Below are 15,148 nucleotides of genomic sequence, written 5' to 3'. Positions count from 1 at the left end.
TATGACAGCACTTATGGACGCCTTGCAAGGGGCAATAGATGTAGACACAAACATATTTTTTTCCATCAATCGGATGCACAACATGTATTTCGATTATTTTATGAGCGCTTATAGCGGTAAGTGGGTTTGGATTCCCATGTATGCTGCCATCTGGTATGTGATGTTGCGCAATTTTCATTGGAAGGTCACACTCTTTTGCATGATAGGCCTTGCGCTCACCATTACTTTTGCCGACCAGGCATGTGCCACTTGGATACGTCCCTATGTGGAGCGTATGCGTCCTTCTAATCTGAATAATCCCATTTCGGAGATGGTGCATATCGTCAACAATCATCGTGGAGGGCGTTATGGTTTTCCTTCGTGTCATGCCGCCAATACCTTCGGATTGGCGTTTTTCCTGTTCTTTCTATTCCGCAAGCGGTGGCTTACTCTTTTCATTATGGCCTGGGCGTTGCTGACGTGCTATTCGCGCGTATATCTCGGTGTGCATTATCCGGGTGATTTGTTGGCAGGGACTATTGTGGGGCTGATTGGTGCCTGGCTGATTTACCGCTTGTTTGTGAAGGTTAGCGGATATAAGCGTGTCGAGCATGTCACTCATGTCTATGCTCCTATATGGGTAGGGTTGCTGACGATAGCGGGGATGCTGGTTTATGCCGGAATACGGATATTGTTGTAGATGACAGTCTTTAGAACTGATAACCAGCAGTCACCATAACCTCCCGTGGACGGATATTCAACCGTGAAGTATAGCTTTGTGTGGCCGAGTAGGTAGTATAGGCATACTCTTTCTTGTTGAACAGATTGCTGAGGCTGGCTTCCACTCTCCATTTCCTTGTCTTATAAATGAGTGATGCGTCTACAAACAGTGTGTTGAGATGCGTATCGCTGTTTAAATCGTTCCGGTAATGTTCTCCGGAAAGGCAGAGGTCGACGTGCCCGATGCTGAATGTGAGGTGCATACGCTGTACGAAGTCCAGTAGAGGAGCAAGGTGCGCGTCGTTCCCTATTTTACTGCCGCCATAGCTGATTGTGGCATGATATTCGGCTTCGAAAGCTTCGGCGGGCGACCATATCAGTTTGGGTTCCATCTTAAGATAGTCATAACGGTATTTTTGAGGCGGGCCGTTTCCGGCTGTTTCCGTTTGTGGAGTGAGGGCGTCTGTATCTGAAACCTGTGTCAACTGCCAGCCGGTATTGCGGCTCAGTTGTAAGTCAAGTGAGGTTTTCAGATTCCAGTCGAAAAATCCCTTGGAGAGAGTGCTGAGCAGGAACCAACTTTGTGTACTGTTGGAATGTAGGCGAAGGGTGTGGACAATGCGGTTTTCAGAGATACTCTGTTCATTCAAGGTGTTGTAGTGTACATGCCGGTAGGACAAAGTGGCGGTGGCGAAAAATTCCTGCACGGTATTCTTGTATTCTCCATAAAGGTTGTATTGTTGGCGTATACTGACGGGGAAGAGGCCGTCAGTGTTTTTCCAGGTACGGTAGTCTGTCCGATAGGTAAAAGGGCAGAGGTCTGTGACATCTCCTGCTGAGCGGTGTAAACTGCCGTAGAGGGAAATTTTCCAATGGTAGTCCGGCTGATAGCGCAGATAGAGTGACGGATTGAAAAAGAGAAAAGAACGCTGTTGCGAGAAGTAGCGCTTATAGCTGAGAGGGAGTGACAGACTTCCCTGCCACTTGCCTTGTTCCAATTGGAAGTAGGAGGAGAGGTAGGGAGAAAAACTGGATGCGCCAAATGTTTCCATTCGGGTGGAATGGTACTTTACCGATGCCCATTCGCCCTTTATACCGGCGGTGTATTGCCGGGTGAAACCGTTGTGTTTTCTTAGGTGGCTGGCCTTATTGTCGTTGTAAAGGCTGTGCTGGATGAATTTGTCTTTCCCGTCGTGTAGTGACAAGGAGGAGGGTAGATAGGCATACTGTGTGGCAGAATTGAACTTCCATGTGCTTTTCTCTCCATTGCGGATAAGGCTGAAGAAATTCTTTGCCGTAAACTGGGAGGTGCGCATCGTTTGCTGCAACTCGTGGGAGGTGCCGCGGTTCGTTTCACTTTCTGCCAGGAAGCGGTTCGACAGATAGTGGATGGTCTTGTTATCCTCATAGTGCATTTCCATATGGGCGGCATCGTTCTGCAGGCAGTAGTGGTAGGCTTCATCCATGCGTATGGTGTCATCGGGCTGGTAGTAGACTTGCGAGTTGCCCCGTTGCTGGGTAATCCGGTTATGGGTATATCCGGCTTGCAGGCGCAGGGAACGTTCGTCGTTCCATTTATACATGCGGTTGGCGTTCAGTGTATGGGTTTCGTTGAAGAGCAGCCGTTGCTTGTCGAGGGGAGCGCTGATGCCCGGTTGTACCAGAAAGCCGTGCAGGGGAATCTGTTGGGATGTGTTGTTTGTCAGTATATGTTGCTCACGGCTAAGGTCGGTACCGTTGTTGTTGCTCTTGTAGCCGTAGATGCTTTGCTTGCCTTTACCCAGTTGGAGGGCATTGGCGGCGTTTTCCCAAAGAAGCGTTCCTTGGTCCCTCTTCGTTTGTGCCGTTCCGGTCGTTTCTTGTGTTCCATCGCTCCAGCCTGCACCCAGGGTACCGTTGACAATCCATTGGTCGCGTGCCTGTGGGTCGAGTTTCAGGTTCAGGGCTATTTCATCCGAACTGAGTTTTCCTTTCAATGCCTTGACCGATTGGTAGTTCTCCATAATTTCTGCCGATTTTACGGCTTTGGCACTGAGGTTGTTGTTGATTTGGCTGTAGCGTCCACCCGTCACGTCCATACCCTCCACAAAATAGTGGTCGATGGCTTTACCTTTATATTTCACCTGCCCGTTGTCGTCAATATCCACACCGGGGAGCTTTTTCAGAACATCCTTGATGTGTATGTCCTTGGAAGAGGCAAACTCTGCCAGATTATACCTTACGGTATCTTTCCTGCCATGAATGCGGCCGGGACGTATTTGGACTTCTTTCAGTGCAATGGCTTCGGGATGCAGACGAATATGGAGTGTTCCTGCTGCCGATATGTTGCGTATTTCCCGTCTATAGCCCAGCAGTGATACGCTGACTTGCAGGTTGCCGTTGTATTTCCATGGCAGGGAATATCTCCCCCGGGCATCGGTCAGGGCGTAATCTATCATGGTGCCGTTTCGCAGCACACTAATCATTACGGCTTCCAGCGGTTGTCCGGTTTCTTCGTCCGTTACCAAGCCACTGAGAGACTGTGCATGCGCTGTCATTGCAAACAAGGCAAGGATTGGCAGCAAGAGTTTCTTGAAGTGTATATCCATTGGAGTTCGATGGGATGAATCAGTCAAGTTCCAGCGGATTGTGGGCTATATTCTTCGGCTTCCTGGCTTCATTGCCCTGGTTGTCGCGTATGGTGATACGTACGTTAGGCGTGTTGCCCATAATGAATCCTACCGGGTCGGCATAGTATCTTTCGTGGATTTTGTTGTACGCCTTGCGGTTTACGGGTTCATAATCTTTTCCGTTGAAGAGGATAGGTCGGTAGGAATGGCATTGCTCCATACCGGTGCAGGTAAAGAGATAATGCCCCCTGTTGTCTTCTGCTTTCAGTATCAGTCCGGGCAGTCCGAACAGCTTCCACGGCCCTTCGCTGGAGGAAATCTCCGGACTGTACCAGACAATCCATCTGCGTCCCTTAAACACGCATTCTGCTTTTTGGCAGAGATACGAGAGGATGGTTGCCGTGTCTGTCTGCAGCGTCCACTGTGGGCACTCTTCCGGTTCCTCGCACCGGAGTCTGTTAATGTCTCCGGCAATTTCATCCAGTGTGGTCACTTTGCCTACGGGGTATCTCTTGTAGGTCTGTTCGTTCAGCTTGCTTTTTCCGAACTGTTTGGCGTGTTCAATCATCGTTTCTTGCGAGGCGTTATTGGCAATGTCGGCAGCAAATACCGAGTCGCCCACATACTTTGTGTAACTGTAGAACTTGGAGCATTTCTTGCCGATTTCCAACATCATGGTTTCCTGGAAACGCTCTTCCGACAGTGTGTCCGTACAGCCGTCCACTTCATACTGCACCATGAGTACAGTCTGGTCTATGGTATCTTTTCTGAACGTCTTGCCGGAGCCGATTTTGATGTTAAACTGTGCGCAGGCGGTTGTGGTGGTTATCAACAGCATGGCGGTGAGTAGAATCTGCTTTTTCATACTTTTTCGTTGTTAGGAATTACTGTTTCGAGGACGTGTCATGTGTCCTGTCGTCGCAAATCTATGCGGAATTTGTCTTTCCGGAGTGAGAAAGTTATTACTGAAATGTTACTCAAATGAGAATAGCCGCCTCGCGCGTACCTCTGATTGGAGGAAACCCTTACCTTTGTATAGTATAAAAGAAGAACAGACTCTGAGATGGAAAAACGAATCAGAATAGTATGGGCATTGTCACTGATATCCATGCTGCTACTTGTAGCAGGGCAGGGATATTGGTTGTGGAACCAGTATCAGTATAAGAATGAGGAATATGAAGAAGAGATACACCGCCTTGTCATGGATGCCGTGGCAGTGAACGACTCTATCCGGCGTGAACAGCCGAAGAAAGTGTTCAACAAGCCTAATATATCCTTTTTCAACACCAATGTGGACATGCATACGGATAGGGATTCATTGACCAACAAGCTCAAAGAGCGCTATACGCGTACGTTTGTGGTGGGGGCCATGGCAGATAAATCCGTTCTATCCACGGCAATGAAGGATAGTATTGTCTATAAGGACAAGATTGTGATACATGGCGAAGACAAGCTGCTTTTCAACATGAGCTTCAGCGAGGCGATAGTTGCTTATCAGTTGCAGATAGATGTCCCTTTTACGTTGCAGCGCTTCGATTCGGTGCTGGCGACTAAACTGGACGGCATGTCTTTCACTACCGGACTAGTCACGCCGCGCGACAGCCTCTATCAATGGGTGGAAACCGTAGAACGGCTGGGGAGTGATTTGCATCCGGTCATCCGTCTGGTTTATCCTTACAATCCGCTGAAGCGGGAGTTGGTACAAGTGGATGTGCAGGTGATGCCGCATACTCTTTTGCTCCGTATGGGCTGGCAACTTCTGGGCAGCTTGGTATTGATTCTTCTGCTGGCTGTCTGTCTGCTGTTCCAGATAAAGACCATTTTGAAGCAGCACCGTGTGGACGAGTTGCGGAAAAGCTTTGTCAACACCATGATACACGAGTTGAAACGTCCCGTGCAGGCCTTGAAGATGTGCGTCTCTTTTCTCAATGACAAAACAATGCGTACCGACGAGCAGGCCATGGATGAAGTGGTGCGTGATTCTGTTTCCGAGCTGGACAACCTTTCCGCCTACCTCCGGAAGCTGCGCGACATGACCCGTGCTGACGATGAGCAGACACAACTTTCCCTCAGTACTTTCGATTTGAAACCGGTTGTGGAGAAGTTGATACGCCTGCAGCATGCTCCTGAGGGAAAACAAGTGTCTTTCGAGACACATTTCACGGACAACCTGCTGGTTACGGCCGACCCCGTGCACATGGCAAATATCATCAGTAATCTGATGGAAAATGCTGTGAAATATTCGGGAAGCTCCGTCAGTATCCGGGTAGAATGCCGCCTGCATGGCCACGAGCTCACATTGAAAGTTTCCGATGACGGCATTGGTATCCCTGTTTCCGAGCAGGGACGGGTATTCGATAAGTTTTACCGTAGCAGCAACTTGCCTGACCGTTCCTTGCCGGGCATCGGTTTGGGGTTGAGTTATGTCAAGTTGTTGGTTGAGGCTCATAGGGGAACCGTCTTTCTGACCAGTCAGATTGGGAGGGGGACGACGGTGGAAATAACCATTCCACAATAATCTGCACAGATGGATATCGAGAATATAAATAGCAACTCATGAAACCACTGAAAATTCTTTTTGCTGACGATGACCTGAAGTATTCCATGCTTCTGAAACGCTTCCTGGAGAAAGAGGGTTATGAAGTGACCTATGCCGGAAATGGTCTTATCGCCCTCGACCAGTTTCCTCTTGTCAAACCGGACCTTGTCTTGCTTGACATCAATATGCCCGGGCTCAATGGCTTTGAAGTGGCAAAACGAATCCGGGAGGCGGACAAGCATGTCCTCATCTTTTTTCTTTCCGACCGCAGCGACAAGGCTGACCGCCTGCAAGGATTCCAACTGAAGGCGAACGATTATCTTGCCAAACCTTTCTATCCGGAAGAGCTTACGGCGCGTATCCGCGAGCGTTTCACTTCGCAGTTGTCCGGCGTGGCAGAGGATGAGATGTATGCTTTCGGCCATTCCGTATTCAATTACAGTACGAACGAGATTCGTACGGGAAATAGTAAGGTGCTGATTACTTCCCGTCAAGCCGATATCCTTCGCTTGCTTGCGCTGAATGTGAATAAGACTGTCAGTCGCGATACGTTGCTGGATGCTGTGTGGGGCACTGCCTCGTATGCCAACTCCCTTGCCTTGAATGTACAGATGTCCTATCTGCGGCGGTCGCTAAAAAACGACCCGAGCGTGAGGATTGAGTCGTTGATGAAAAAAGGGTATATGCTTGCCGTTCTCTGAAAACATCTTTATCTTTGGATTGTTATACAAACAAGACATTTCAAAAAAAAGAGAGCTTATGATGAGTTTAGGAGGATGGATGAATAAAATCTTGATAGGTTGGGGGATAGACCCGAAGTTTGCCGATATGTTTGACGAGACGATTATTGCACTGCTGATGGTGGGGCTTTCGATAGGGCTGGACTATTTGTGCCAGGCAATCTTCGTTGGCGGTATGAAGCATTATACCCGACGCTCTCCCCATCAGTGGAATACGTTGCTGATGAAACGCAGGGTGATACACCATTTGATACATATTCTGCCGGGAATCCTCATCTACTACCTGCTGCCCATGGCCTTTGTGCGTGGAAAGGAGATGCTTGAGTTCTCACAAAAGGTGTGTGCTGTCTATATCATTGTGGCGGTGCTGCTTACTATTAACGGCTTGTTGCTGGTACTGCTCGATGTTTATAACATGAAGGACAAGCAGAAGAACCGTCCGCTGAAAGGCTTCGTGCAGGTATTGCAAGTGCTGCTGTTTTTTATCGGAGGTATCATAGTGGTTTCAGTGCTGATAGGCAAGTCCCCTATGACCTTGTTTGCCGGTCTGGGCGCATCTGCAGCTGTACTGATGCTGGTATTTAAGGACAGCATTCTGGGGTTTGTGGCCGGCGTGCAGCTCTCTGCCAACGACATGTTGCGGATAGGGGACTGGATAGCGCTGCCGGGTGGCGTTGCCAATGGAGTTGTAGAGGAGATTACGCTGAACACGGTCAAGATACGCAACTGGGACGAAACCATCTCGACCGTACCACCGTATACCCTGGTGAACAACTCTTTTCAGAACTGGCGCGGCATGCAGGAAAGTGGCGGGCGACGGGTAAACAAGAATATCTTTCTGGATATGACTACCCTGAAGTTCTGCACTCCGGAAATGCTGGATAATATCCGCAAGGAAGTCCCCTTGATGGCCGACTATCAGCCAGCAGAAGAAGAGGTGCCAACCAATGCGCAGCTCTACCGTATCTACATCGAACGCTATTTGTGCAGCCTGCCGGTGGTGAACCAGGAGATGGACTTGATTATCAGCCAGAAGGAACCCACGACGTATGGGGTACCCATCCAGGTATATTTCTTCTCTCGCAACAAGGTATGGAAAGAGTACGAGCGCATTCAGTCCGACATCTTCGACCACTTGCTGGTGATGGTACAGAAGTTTGACTTGAAACTGTATCAGTATTCCGACTAATATATCAACCGGAACTCCGCATATACAGGCAAGTGGTCGCTGTATCCTCCTTGATACTTCATCCCGTAGTAGGTGCGGAAGGGTTGCTGCCCTCCGTATTTCTTGTCTCTTGTCAGTAGGAAGGGCAGGCAGAATACGTCTGCCTTCGCTTCCTCTGTATATAGCGGTGCGTGTTCTTGCAGCAACGTACCCGATACGATGATGTGGTCCAGTAGTCCCCATTCTCCTTGATACTTGTAGCTGCCGAAGTGCTTGCGTGTTTTGGCTTTTCCTGCCAGTAGATGGTAAAGTTTTTGTGGACGTAGAGAGTCTTGCAATGTTGACGGTGCTGCTGCCTCCAACACCTCCTTTATCGATTTATTCTCCGGATAATCGTTGAAATCCCCTAAAAGGACAATTTGCGGATGTCGGCGTATCGTGTATAGGCTGTCTATGGCATGCTTCACCTTTCGGGCAGCCAGTAGCCGGTAAGGTTCAGACTCTCTTGCCCCTCCCGAACGGGATGGGAAGTGAGCTACCAGTACATCAAGCGTATCCCGGTTCAGCAACAATCCGCTGACGTGAAGAATGTCCCGTGTGGGACGGCTATTCTTCCGGGGCTTTTCTACGGGGAAGCTCTGATAGGAAAGCAGTTTGAAAAGATTACGTTGATACAACAGCGCTACGTCGATGCCGCGTTCGTCGGGAGATTGTGTCATCACATACCGGTAGTCTGCTTCGCGCAAGGCAGAGTAGCGGGTAAGGTCGCGCATCACACTGTCATTCTCCACCTCACACAAGGCAACAAGGGCAGGCGGCGTCCATCCTCCGGTGGCGATGATGACGCGGGCTATATTATCCAGTTTCTTTCTGTATTTAGAGTAATTCCAATGCCGGGTGGCATCCGGCAGGAACTCGTAGTCATTCTTTAGTGTGTCATGTCGGAAGTCGAATAGGTTTTCTACATTGTAGCTTACTATCCGAAACGTGAGGGTATCTTTTCCTTCTTGCCCGTACAGACTGATGTACGGGCAGAGAAGGAAGAGTATAACTCCTATCTTATGGATAACGTTCATACAAACTATTTCCGTTCCCCTTTTAGGGAAACGAAGAATATCTATTTCGCTGGTATGTGCTTCAGTATATCCAGCAGATGGTCCCAGAACTTCTGTACAGTAGGAATCAGCATCCGTTCGTCGGGAGAGTGCACACCCTGCAGGGTAGGTCCGAAGGAAATCATGTCCAGTGCCGGGTATTTGTCAAGGAACAGTCCGCATTCCAAACCTGCATGGATAGCTTTTACCTTGGCATCTACACCGGACAAACGTTTGTAGGACTCAACAGCCACTTCCAGGATTTCTGAATGCGGGTTGGGCTTCCAGCCCGGATATCCGTCGCCGAAAGATACGGCTGCTCCACCCATTTCGAATACAGTACGCACCATATTGGCAATGTCTTGTTTGGAGGAGGCGGTAGAGCTGCGCTGGCTGGTCTCGATACGGATGATATGGCCGGATTTCATCTTTACGGAGGCCAGATTGGTGGAGGTTTCCACCAGCCCCGGAATGTCTTGGCTCATGGCATACACACCGTGAGGTGCGGCATAGATGGTTTGCAGCAAGCGCTTGGCGGTATCTTTGTCAATGGCTTTGGGACGGGCTGCTTCCGATTCAAGCACGAATTGGAGGTCCGGGTCAACGACGGCATATTCTGCCTCCACTTCGGCGGCAAAGACATTCAAGTCTGTGCGCAGGGCATGCTTGTCGGCATCGGGTATGGCAATTACCGCGTGTGCTTCGCGGGCAATGGCGTTGCGCAGGTTACCACCGTCTATTTCGCAAAGGTACATGTCGTACTTCTGGGATGCCTGGCTCAGGAAGCGGTTCAACAGTTTGTTGGCATTGCCGCGCCCCAGGTGTATGTCGCCGCCGGAGTGTCCACCTTTCAGCCCCTTTACCTGCACTTTGCAGCAGAAATACCCTGCCGGTACGTCCACTTCCCGGTAGGTGAATTCGGCAACGGAATCTATACCGCCTGCACAGCCGATGAAGAGCTCGCCTTCATCTTCGGAATCGAGGTTCAACAGAATGTCTCCGTTCATGAAGCCTTCTTTCAGGGCGAAGGCACCGGTCAGTCCGGTCTCCTCGTCCACGGTGAAGAGGCATTCGATAGGACCGTGCTCGATGCTGTCGTCGGCAAGGATAGCCAGTTCGGTGGCTACACCGATGCCGTTGTCGGCTCCCAAGGTTGTACCTTTGGCTTTCAGCCATTCACCGTCAATTTCGGTTTCGATAGGGTCGGTCAGGAAGTCGTGCTTCACGTCGTTGTTCTTTTCACATACCATGTCGATGTGCGATTGAAGTACGACAGTCTTGCGGTTTTCCATACCCGGAGTAGCGGGTTTCTTTATCAGAACGTTTCCGGCTTCGTCCACCTTCGTTTCCAACTTATGTTTTTCTCCGAATGCTTTTAAGTAAGCAATGATTTTCTCTTCCTTCTTCGAAGGGCGCGGCACTTGGCAGATTTCCTCAAAATAGTGAAATACACCAGCCGGTTTCAAGTCTTTTTTTTCCATAATTATCTGAATTAGCGGCTGCCTTACATGTGTTTATGCAGCCTTCATTATCAATTGTCAAATATCAATTCTCCATTAAATTAACCACTTATTGCTAAATATGGTTAAATTGATTGACTATTTTATTCCCCTTTCTCTTTTTTTAGAGTAAAAAAGGCGAGTTAGTCCAACCAAAGCCCTATATTTGCACCCACAAAAATAGTAAAAACACTATTTTCATGTAACAAAATTAATGGAAATGCTTGATACAATATTGATAACTCTGTTAATAGTTGCTATTTGCATTGTTTTATTGGGTGTAAAGGTCTTTTTTGTGAAAGGCGGCAGGTTCCCTAACGGGCATGTCAGTGGCAATAAGGCAATGCACGATAGAGGTATCGGCTGTGCGCAGTCGCAGGACAGAGAAGCACAACGCAAATCCCGTTTTTCCATTGATGAACTGGAAAAAGCCTTAAACGATAGTATGAACTAATTTTAAAAAACAATATTTATCAATTATGAAGAGATTAAACTACCTCATGAACGGTCTGGCAGCTCTCGCACTGATCGTTTTATTTGCTCAATGTGCCGGCAATACTGATAAACAGACAACAAACGCTCCTGCACAAGCCGGCGGATTATCGGAAATGAAGATTGCTTATGTTGAAATAGATACGCTTTTGGCAAAATACAACTATTGCATAGACTTGAATGAGGCTATGGTGAAGAAGGGCGAGAATGTCCGTCTGACATTGAACCAGAAAGCCAGCGAACTGGAGAAGCAGAAGCAGGAATTCCAGACAAAGTATCAGAACAACGCTTATCTTTCTCAGGAGAGAGCGCAGCAGGAATACAACCGCATCGCAAAGTTGGAGCAGGATTTGCAGAACCTGAGCAACAAGCTGCAGTCTGAACTGATGAGTGAGAATGAAAAGAACAGCCTGCAACTGCGTGATTCTATCAACGCTTTCTTGAAGGAGTACAATAAGACAAAAGGTTACAGCATGATTATCAGCAATACGGGTTTTGACAATCTGCTCTATGCAGACAGTGTCTACAACATCACTCGTGAGATTCTGGATGGCCTGAATGCAAGATACTCTTCTCCGGTGAAGAAATAATATTTATCCTATGATATAAAAAAGGATGTACTGAAAAGTACATCCTTTTTTTATAGGCCTCTTCCCCCGCCTCCTCCCTACGGGGGAGGGGCTAGGGGAGAGGCTTTTAATAATGCTCCGATTGTACGCTTTACCCGCTCCGCAGTAGTGACGGTATGTGTATATTCATCAATATGTACCGTTCCTCCCATAGAGACGGCGGAATTATGATAGAGCATGGAGCTCTCGATATTTTCCCTGGCGGAGAAATGAAATTCGCGGATGCCGGTTTCTCGGGCAATGTGGGCTATGTTGGCTTCATTCACCCCACAGCCTGCCAATAGAATGATTCGGCCTGATGCTTGTTGTTGGAGCTCTTTCAAAAGGGGAATGCCTTGCTCTGCTGTAGATTGCTGTCCGGAAGTTAGGATGCGGTTGCATCCTAATGCGATAATATCTTCTATTGCTTTTTGTGGATTTCTGCATACATCGAAAGCACGGTGGAAGGTGACGGACATCCCTTGTGAGGCTTTCATAAGCTGCTCCATCAATGGAATGTCTACATCTCCTTCTGCCGTCAGGCAACCGAACACGACTCCGTCAGCGCCTAGGCGGCGGGCATTCTCTATGTCTTTCAGCATGATGCGCTGTTCGGTGGAGGAGTAAAGGAAGTCTCCTCCACGGGGACGGACAATGATATGCAATTTGGTCTGCTGCAATACTTCCCGTGCGATGAGGATATCGCCGTATGAGGGGGTTGTTCCTCCCTCGGGGATGCCTGCGCATAGTTCCACCCGGTCTGCTCCGCCGGCTTGTGCGGCAATACAACTCTCTACGGAGTTGGCACAAACTTCAAACTGATAATCTTTCATTTTGTAAAGTTATGGTTGTGGTGCAAAAATAAGAAAAGGGTGAATACGAATTCACCCTTTTCTGCATTTATTTTCTTTTCTGATGTTACTTTGCGTAGCTCACCGCACGTGTCTCACGGATAACGGTAATCTTCACCTGACCCGGATAAGTCATTTCGTCCTGAATCTTCTTGGCGATTTCACCGGAAAGGTTCTCCGTCTGCTTGTCGTCAATCTTGTCTGCACCGACAATGACACGCAACTCACGGCCTGCCTGGATGGCATATGTCTTTGTCACTCCCGGATAGGACATGGCCAGTTGCTCAAGGTCGTTCAGGCGCTTGATGTATGCTTCTACAATTTCGCGGCGTGCTCCCGGGCGTGCTCCTGAAATGGCATCGCATACTTGTACGATGGGGGCCAGCAGGCTGGTCATTTCCACTTCGTCGTGGTGGGCACCGATGGCGTTGCAGATGTCTGGCTTTTCCTTGAACTTTTCTGCCAGCTTCATACCATAGAGTGCATGCGGCAATTCCGGTTCCTCATCGGGTACCTTACCTATATCATGCAGCAGTCCGGCACGTTTTGCTTTCTTCGGGTTGAGTCCCAGCTCTGATGCCATCACAGCGCAAAGATTGGCTGTCTCGCGTGCATGCTGCAAAAGGTTCTGGCCGTATGAAGAACGGTATTTCATCTTACCGATAATGCGGATAAGTTCCGGATGCAGACCGTGGATGCCCAGGTCGATAGTAGTGCGTTTACCGGTTTCGATGATTTCCTCTTCTACCTGCTTGCGTACTTTGGCAACTACCTCTTCGATGCGTGCTGGGTGGATACGTCCGTCTGTTACTAACTGGTGCAATGCCAGACGTGCAATCTCACGGCGAACCGGGTCGAAAGCTGACAATACGATAGCTTCCGGAGTATCGTCTACCACAATTTCCACACCGGTGGCAGCTTCCAGGGCGCGGATGTTGCGGCCTTCGCGACCGATGATACGTCCCTTGATTTCATCTGATTCGATGTGGAATACGGTTACTGAGTTTTCAATGGCTGTTTCCGTAGCCACGCGCTGGATGCTCTGTATCACGATGCGCTTGGCCTCTTTGCTTGCTGTCAGTTTGGCGTCGTCCATGATGTCGTTAATGTAGGACTGGGCCTGCGTTTTGGCTTCTTCCTTTAGGGATTCTACCATGCGCTCTTTGGCTTCTTCGGCAGAAAGTCCGGAGATAGCTTCCAGTTTTTCTATTTCCTGGCGCTGCATGTGCTCCAGTTCTTCTTTCTTCTTGTCTACGATGGACAGCTGGGCTTCCAGATTTTCTTTCACGGCTTCTGCTTCCATCTTCTTGCGCTGGATTTCTTCCTGGCGTTGGTTCAGTACCAATTCACGTTGTTTCAGCTTGTTTTCTGCCTGCTGTATCTTTTGGTTACGTTGGGCCACTTCTTTTTCCAAGTCCGCCTTCTTGTTCAGGAATTTTTCCTTTACTTCCAGCAACTTATTCTTCTTAATCACTTCCGCTTCCGCTTCCGCATCTCTCAGGATACCGTCGTATTTGTTTTTCAGCCCGTGCTTGAAGAACAAGTACGAGGCAAACCCTCCGACAATGAAGCAGGCAATGGATAATACTATTGTAACTACTGTCATTTTATTAATTTGTTTTTAGTGTATAAATAAAAAAGCACTGCATAAAAGCTTGCTTTGATGAAGGGCAAACTTTTGTACAGTGCGCGAATTTCTCTCTTTTACCGACCCGACGGAGGGATTGCAGCTTATTGTTCCTTGAAATAGGTCTCCAATACCTCTGTCAGTTCCTTTATTTTGGTGGTATAGGGTTCAGTATCATTACGATCCTTCAACTGAAGGTTTTCTAAAGCGAACTGATAGGCCACCATGGCTATAATTCTCTCTAGAGATACATTCAGATAATGCTCCCGATACGCATTGAGCCTGATATCTACCTGCTTGGCGGCTTCTCTTACCATTTCCTCGTCCTCACGGTTGATTGTGAGAGGGTAGGAGGCTCCTGCCATCTGCAGGTTTATCTTTATCTTATCGTTCATACATCCTCTTCTCTTTATTCATTCAACAAAGCGATGCATTTATCGACTTCACGCACTAATTTGGACAATCGCAGTTTCGTCTCTTTCACGTCGCTGCCGTTAAGGCTGATTGTCGTAGCTGTTTTTAGGTTCGTGTAGTTAAGTTCCAGTTCCCGGTATTCAGCTTGTACCTTCCCGTATTCCTCCTCTTTGGCTTCAAGAAGTTGCTTTAGCTCAGCATTTTCGCGTTTTAATTCATCGTGCAGATAGATTAAATGCCGCAGTCTGGCTTCAAAGGTACTTAATAGCTTCTTTTCTTCGTCTGTCATCACTACACCAAAATTGTACACAAAAATACAATTTACTTGGAGATTACAAAAACTTTTCGGAGAAAATGTGTTGTAGAAGTGCCGAAATAACCGAAATGGCCTATGAAAGCTTGGTTTCGGGGGATTGAAAAGGGGTGGACTGTTTATCAAAAGATAGGATATGTGGATAGGTGTGGGACTATTGGTTTTCTGCAAGGATTCTCTTCCTTTCTTTTCAAACGCTTAGTATTTCTGTTGCTAACTATTAATCGTCCGACAGTTGTTGAATTATCGTCCAACAACTGTCGGACGATAATTAGACATATGTCGGACGATAATAAAACGGTTATCGGACGATTAATAGTTAGTAAGGCAGGAATTACTTTTTGCTGTTTTCGGAACTACTGCTTGGGAATGATTGGAATAACCTACAGTAAAGGAGGATGCAAAGAAATAAATAAAATAATTTATATAATAGTTTGGTTTATAAAATAAACTAATTATATTTGCATTGGAGTTCGAACCTAAAAAGTGTTTTTA

14 protein-coding genes are annotated in these 15,148 nt (G+C 48.0%); 6 read left to right on the top strand and 8 right to left on the bottom strand.

Annotation, left to right across the window (positions count from 1 at the left end):
* Position 1 precedes the first annotated feature (1 nt).
* Entirely contained in the window at positions 2 to 679 is a 678-nt protein-coding gene (locus DWX62_RS17210; RefSeq protein ID WP_005826387.1) for a phosphatase PAP2 family protein, read from the top strand.
* Positions 680 to 689: 10 nt separating this feature from the next.
* Here the strand turns inward: DWX62_RS17210 and DWX62_RS17205 are convergent, their stop codons facing one another.
* Positions 690 to 3,287, bottom strand: coding sequence for a carboxypeptidase-like regulatory domain-containing protein (locus tag DWX62_RS17205; protein WP_008663858.1), 2,598 nt, complete (start codon positions 3,285 to 3,287; stop codon positions 690 to 692).
* A gap of 19 nt (positions 3,288 to 3,306) precedes the next feature.
* Positions 3,307 to 4,173: a GLPGLI family protein gene (locus tag DWX62_RS17200; RefSeq protein ID WP_008663855.1), complete on the bottom strand. Its 867-nt coding sequence runs from the start codon at positions 4,171 to 4,173 to the stop codon at positions 3,307 to 3,309.
* 198 nt (positions 4,174 to 4,371) lie between these two features.
* On the opposite strand from DWX62_RS17200, the gene DWX62_RS17195 reads away from it, so the two are divergent.
* From DWX62_RS17195 to DWX62_RS17185, 3 genes are read left to right on the top strand one after another with little or no spacing between them, the layout of a single operon-like run.
* Positions 4,372 to 5,826 carry a HAMP domain-containing sensor histidine kinase gene (locus DWX62_RS17195; RefSeq protein WP_117877981.1) on the top strand — a complete coding sequence of 485 codons (1,455 nt, stop codon included), beginning with the start codon at positions 4,372 to 4,374 and terminating at the stop codon, positions 5,824 to 5,826.
* A gap of 38 nt (positions 5,827 to 5,864) precedes the next feature.
* Positions 5,865 to 6,548, top strand: coding sequence for a response regulator transcription factor (locus DWX62_RS17190; RefSeq protein WP_005826392.1), 684 nt, complete (start codon positions 5,865 to 5,867; stop codon positions 6,546 to 6,548).
* Between the two features lie 58 nt (positions 6,549 to 6,606).
* A complete protein-coding gene (locus DWX62_RS17185; RefSeq protein WP_008663850.1) occupies positions 6,607 to 7,776 on the top strand; it encodes a mechanosensitive ion channel domain-containing protein in 1,170 nt (389 codons plus the stop codon).
* Here DWX62_RS17185 and DWX62_RS17180 read toward each other — a convergent pair.
* Together DWX62_RS17180 and DWX62_RS17175 are read right to left on the bottom strand one after the other, a co-directional pair.
* Positions 7,773 to 8,831 (bottom strand): endonuclease/exonuclease/phosphatase family protein, encoded by a 1,059-nt coding sequence (locus DWX62_RS17180; protein ID WP_035449510.1) that lies wholly within the window; start codon positions 8,829 to 8,831, stop codon positions 7,773 to 7,775. The two genes, DWX62_RS17185 and DWX62_RS17180, sit on opposite strands and share 4 nt — an antisense overlap.
* 41 nt (positions 8,832 to 8,872) lie before the next feature.
* Complete coding sequence (locus DWX62_RS17175; RefSeq protein ID WP_120173034.1) at positions 8,873 to 10,330, bottom strand: aminoacyl-histidine dipeptidase; 1,458 nt, start codon at positions 10,328 to 10,330, stop codon at positions 8,873 to 8,875.
* 238 nt (positions 10,331 to 10,568) lie between these two features.
* On the opposite strand from DWX62_RS17175, the gene DWX62_RS17170 reads away from it, so the two are divergent.
* Both DWX62_RS17170 and DWX62_RS17165 read left to right on the top strand, forming a co-directional pair.
* Positions 10,569 to 10,802 (top strand): hypothetical protein, encoded by a 234-nt coding sequence (locus DWX62_RS17170; protein WP_120173037.1) that lies wholly within the window; start codon positions 10,569 to 10,571, stop codon positions 10,800 to 10,802.
* A 25-nt stretch (positions 10,803 to 10,827) separates the two neighbouring features.
* On the top strand, positions 10,828 to 11,430 hold the full coding sequence (locus DWX62_RS17165; protein WP_009036606.1) for an OmpH family outer membrane protein: 603 nt from the start codon (positions 10,828 to 10,830) through the stop codon (positions 11,428 to 11,430).
* A 77-nt stretch (positions 11,431 to 11,507) separates the two neighbouring features.
* Here DWX62_RS17165 and DWX62_RS17160 read toward each other — a convergent pair whose 3' ends face one another.
* The 4 genes from DWX62_RS17160 to DWX62_RS17145 form a co-directional block, all read right to left on the bottom strand.
* The gene (locus DWX62_RS17160; protein ID WP_057256369.1) at positions 11,508 to 12,281 is read right to left on the bottom strand and encodes a copper homeostasis protein CutC; all 774 of its coding nucleotides are present in this window, start codon (positions 12,279 to 12,281) and stop codon (positions 11,508 to 11,510) included.
* A gap of 85 nt (positions 12,282 to 12,366) precedes the next feature.
* Positions 12,367 to 13,905 carry a ribonuclease Y gene (gene rny / locus DWX62_RS17155; protein WP_005835816.1) on the bottom strand — a complete coding sequence of 513 codons (1,539 nt, stop codon included), beginning with the start codon at positions 13,903 to 13,905 and terminating at the stop codon, positions 12,367 to 12,369.
* A gap of 125 nt (positions 13,906 to 14,030) precedes the next feature.
* Entirely contained in the window at positions 14,031 to 14,321 is a 291-nt protein-coding gene (locus DWX62_RS17150; protein ID WP_008663838.1) for a cell division protein ZapA, read from the bottom strand.
* Positions 14,322 to 14,335: 14 nt separating this feature from the next.
* Entirely contained in the window at positions 14,336 to 14,629 is a 294-nt protein-coding gene (locus DWX62_RS17145) for a hypothetical protein (protein WP_008663836.1), read from the bottom strand.
* Positions 14,630 to 15,148: the final 519 nt, after the last annotated feature.

The sequence above is a fragment of the Bacteroides sp. AF20-13LB genome, assembly GCF_003603065.1.
Classification (GTDB): Bacteria; Bacteroidota; Bacteroidia; order Bacteroidales; family Bacteroidaceae; genus Bacteroides; species Bacteroides uniformis.
This window is presented reverse-complemented; position numbering and strand designations above follow the sequence as displayed.

Excerpts from the sequence above, each read along its gene's own strand:
- DWX62_RS17180 (WP_035449510.1), bottom strand. The coding sequence starts at position 8,831 with ATGAACGTTATCCATAAGATAGGAGTTATACTCTTCCTTCTCTGCCCG.
- DWX62_RS17200 (WP_008663855.1), bottom strand. The coding sequence starts at position 4,173 with ATGAAAAAGCAGATTCTACTCACCGCCATGCTGTTGATAACCACCACA.
- DWX62_RS17210 (WP_005826387.1), top strand. The coding sequence starts at position 2 with ATGACAGCACTTATGGACGCCTTGCAAGGGGCAATAGATGTAGACACA.
- DWX62_RS17195 (WP_117877981.1), top strand. The coding sequence starts at position 4,372 with ATGGAAAAACGAATCAGAATAGTATGGGCATTGTCACTGATATCCATG.
- DWX62_RS17150 (WP_008663838.1), bottom strand. The coding sequence starts at position 14,321 with ATGAACGATAAGATAAAGATAAACCTGCAGATGGCAGGAGCCTCCTAC.
- DWX62_RS17190 (WP_005826392.1), top strand. The coding sequence starts at position 5,865 with ATGAAACCACTGAAAATTCTTTTTGCTGACGATGACCTGAAGTATTCC.
- DWX62_RS17170 (WP_120173037.1), top strand. The coding sequence starts at position 10,569 with ATGCTTGATACAATATTGATAACTCTGTTAATAGTTGCTATTTGCATT.
- rny (WP_005835816.1), bottom strand. The coding sequence starts at position 13,905 with ATGACAGTAGTTACAATAGTATTATCCATTGCCTGCTTCATTGTCGGA.
- DWX62_RS17160 (WP_057256369.1), bottom strand. The coding sequence starts at position 12,281 with ATGAAAGATTATCAGTTTGAAGTTTGTGCCAACTCCGTAGAGAGTTGT.
- DWX62_RS17145 (WP_008663836.1), bottom strand. The coding sequence starts at position 14,629 with ATGACAGACGAAGAAAAGAAGCTATTAAGTACCTTTGAAGCCAGACTG.
- DWX62_RS17175 (WP_120173034.1), bottom strand. The coding sequence starts at position 10,330 with ATGGAAAAAAAAGACTTGAAACCGGCTGGTGTATTTCACTATTTTGAG.
- DWX62_RS17185 (WP_008663850.1), top strand. The coding sequence starts at position 6,607 with ATGATGAGTTTAGGAGGATGGATGAATAAAATCTTGATAGGTTGGGGG.
- DWX62_RS17205 (WP_008663858.1), bottom strand. The coding sequence starts at position 3,287 with ATGGATATACACTTCAAGAAACTCTTGCTGCCAATCCTTGCCTTGTTT.
- DWX62_RS17165 (WP_009036606.1), top strand. The coding sequence starts at position 10,828 with ATGAAGAGATTAAACTACCTCATGAACGGTCTGGCAGCTCTCGCACTG.